The organism is Mycobacterium sp., assembly GCF_019243155.1.
In the GTDB taxonomy this organism is placed as follows: domain Bacteria; phylum Actinomycetota; class Actinomycetes; order Mycobacteriales; family Mycobacteriaceae; genus Mycobacterium.
The window spans coordinates 1-2,742 of record NZ_JAFAUS010000289.1; the positions used below are offsets into that span (position 1 = coordinate 1).

The 2,742-nt window shown below is 65.5% G+C and carries 4 protein-coding genes; 3 read left to right on the forward strand and 1 reads right to left on the reverse strand.

The window, feature by feature from the left end:
* Positions 1–188: 188 nt before the first annotated feature.
* The 3 genes from JOZ00_RS14355 to JOZ00_RS14365 are packed head-to-tail and all read left to right on the forward strand — an operon-like array spanning position 189 to position 2,212.
* Positions 189–1,349 carry a steroid 3-ketoacyl-CoA thiolase gene (locus tag JOZ00_RS14355; protein WP_293344618.1) on the forward strand — a complete coding sequence of 387 codons (1,161 nt, stop codon included), beginning with the start codon at positions 189–191 and terminating at the stop codon, positions 1,347–1,349.
* 11 nt (positions 1,350–1,360) lie between these two features.
* On the forward strand, positions 1,361–1,747 hold the full coding sequence (locus JOZ00_RS14360; protein WP_293344619.1) for a hypothetical protein: 387 nt from the start codon (positions 1,361–1,363) through the stop codon (positions 1,745–1,747).
* 6 nt (positions 1,748–1,753) lie between these two features.
* On the forward strand, positions 1,754–2,212 hold the full coding sequence (locus tag JOZ00_RS14365; RefSeq protein WP_293344620.1) for a nitroreductase family deazaflavin-dependent oxidoreductase: 459 nt from the start codon (positions 1,754–1,756) through the stop codon (positions 2,210–2,212).
* Here JOZ00_RS14365 and JOZ00_RS14370 read toward each other — a convergent pair.
* Positions 2,209–2,742 (reverse strand): SDR family oxidoreductase (locus JOZ00_RS14370; RefSeq protein WP_293344621.1); only part of this gene is annotated, 534 nt, incomplete at its 5' end. The two genes, JOZ00_RS14365 and JOZ00_RS14370, sit on opposite strands and share 4 nt — an antisense overlap.

Below are 2,742 nucleotides of genomic sequence, written 5' to 3' on the forward strand. Positions count from 1 at the left end.
AGGTTGACGTCCGGGTCGAGAAAGTCGAAGTCGGCGGGAATGTTCGGGGGTGCCATGTAGAGTGCGCTCCTTTTACAACACTAATTGCAACGTGTTCTAGTGCCAGTAAAACACGCCTCCTGCGCAGATAAAAGGCAGGTCATCATCCTCGCTTGTCAGAGTAATGAAACGTGTTCTAGCCTGACGGAATGGGTAACCCGGTAATCGTCGAAGCCACTCGCAGCCCGATCGGCAAGCGCAATGGATGGCTGTCAGGCCTGCACGCCACCGAGCTGTTGGGTGCGGTGCAGAAGGCACTAGTTGAGAAGGCCGGAATCAACGCCGGCGACGTTGAGCAGGTTATCGGCGGCTGCGTCACGCAGTTCGCGGAGCAGTCCAACAACATCAGCCGCACGGCGTGGCTGACCGCGGGTTTGCCGGAGCACGTCGGCGCCACCACCGTGGACTGCCAGTGCGGCAGTGGGCAGCAGGCCAACCACCTGATCGCGGGTCTGATCGCGACCGGTGCGATCGACATCGGCATCGCGTGCGGCGTCGAGGCGATGAGTCGCGTCGGGCTGGGCGCCAACGCCGGCCCGGACCGCAACTGGCGGGCGGAGTCGTGGGACATCGACCTGCCCGACCAGTTCACCGCCGCCGAGCGAATCGCCAAGCGGCGCGGCATCACCCGCGAAGACATCGATGAATTCGGCCTCGCGTCTCAGGCCAAGGCCAAGCAGGCCTGGGATGAAGCCCGTTTCGACCGCGAGATCTCCCCGCTCGAGGCACCGGCCCTCGACGAGAACAAGCAGCCGACGTCCGAGCGTGTCACCATCAGCCGGGACCAGGGCCTGCGCGACACCACGCTGTCGGGGCTGAGCTCGCTGAAGCCTGTCCTCGATGGCGGGATCCACACGGCGGGAACGTCGTCGCAGATCTCCGATGGTGCAGCGGCCGTGCTGTGGATGGACGAGGACAAGGCCAAGGCACTCGGGCTGCGGCCGCGGGCGCGCATCGTCAGCCAGGCGCTGGTCGGGGCAGAGCCCTACTACCACCTGGACGGGCCGGTGCAGTCGACGGCGAAGGTGCTGGAGAAGGCCGGGATGAAGATGGGCGACATCGACCTGGTCGAGATCAACGAGGCCTTCGCCTCGGTGGTGCTGTCGTGGGCGCGGGTGCACGAGGCCGACATGGCCCGGGTCAACGTCAACGGCGGTGCGATCGCGCTCGGCCACCCGGTGGGTTGCACCGGCAGCCGGCTGATCACCACCGCGCTGCACGAACTGGAGCGCACCGACCAGAGCACCGCGCTGATCACCATGTGCGCGGGCGGCGCCCTGTCCACCGGCAGCATCATCGAGCGCATCTAACCTCGTCACCAGTGATCGTTTCGGCCGAGAGCCGCATCGCCGCGGCGCAGGCATATATCGACGCGCTCGTCAGCCATGACGGCGATTCCGTTCCGTTCGCGGCCGGTTGCACCCGGATCGAGCAGGGATTCAAGAACGGATTTTCGGGAAATCACCTGCGGCGCAGCCTCAATCGCGGGGTTCAATACCGGCTTCTGGCGGACACGACGCTGCCAGACTACCGCCTCGACGGTGACGAGGTGCATGCGATGTACCACGTGCTGACCAAAGCGGGACTCGGCGGCCGGCGACTGGGCGCGCGAGTCAACGAGAGTTTCGTGATCCCCGCCGAAAGTGCAAGCGGGAAAGCCGAAATCCAGCACATCAGAGTCCGTTTCCACCCATTCATTCAGCGCTAGGAAGCCATGCCGAAATCGAAACCGCGCGGTTTGAACGCGCCTTGGGTCGACACTTTCATGAAATGGATGGGCAAGGGCAACACGTGGATTTACCGGCGCACCAACGGAAAGATCGGCGGCAAGATGGGCGACGCTCCGATCGCGCTACTTACCACGACCGGCCGCAAGACCGGTGAGCCGCGGGTCAGCCCGCTGCTCTACCTGCGCGAGGGCAACCGCGTCGTACTCGGCGCGTCCCGGGGCGGCAGCGACAAGCATCCGCTGTGGTACCTCAACCTCAAGGCGAATCCCAAAGTGTCCGTGCAGATCAAGGACGAGGTGCTGTCGATGACGGCACGCGACGCCAACGACGCCGAGCGCGCGGAGTACTGGCCGAAGATGGTGGCCATGTACCCCACGTTCGAGGACTACAAATCGTGGACCGATCGGGTGATCCCGATCGTGATCTGCGATCCGGTCGGCTAGGCCCCGTAGACCGGGACCGCCGGCCGGGCCTTCGCCAGCAGATCGCTGACGACGGGCCCCAACTCGGCCGGGTCCCACTTGGCGCCCTTGTCGATCTGCGGGCCGTGCGCCCAGCCCTCGGCGACGCGGATCTTGCCGCCCTCGATTTCGAATACCTTGCCGGTGACGTCACGCGATTCGGCGCTGCCCAGCCACACCACCAGGGGCGAGATGTTCTCGGGCGCCATCGCGTCGAAATCCTGGTCCTGCGTTGACATCATCTCGGCGAAGACGGTCTCGGTCATGCGGGTGCGCGCCGACGGCGCTATCGCATTGACGGTCACGCCGTAGCGCCCCATCTCGGCGGCGGCGACGAGTGTCATCGCCGCGATGCCGGCCTTGGCCGCGCTGTAGTTGCCCTGCCCGACGCTGCCCTGCAGGCCCGCACCCGAACTCGTGTTGATGATCCGGGCGTCAACCGCTTTGCCCTCTTTGGACAGCCCGCGCCAGTACGACGCGGCATGGCGCATCGCGGCGAAGTGACCCTTGAG

Coding starts and splice junctions, on each gene's coding strand:
- JOZ00_RS14355 (WP_293344618.1), top strand. CDS start 189: ATGGGTAACCCGGTAATCGTCGAAGCCACTCGCAGCCCGATCGGCAAG.
- JOZ00_RS14365 (WP_293344620.1), top strand. CDS start 1,754: ATGCCGAAATCGAAACCGCGCGGTTTGAACGCGCCTTGGGTCGACACT.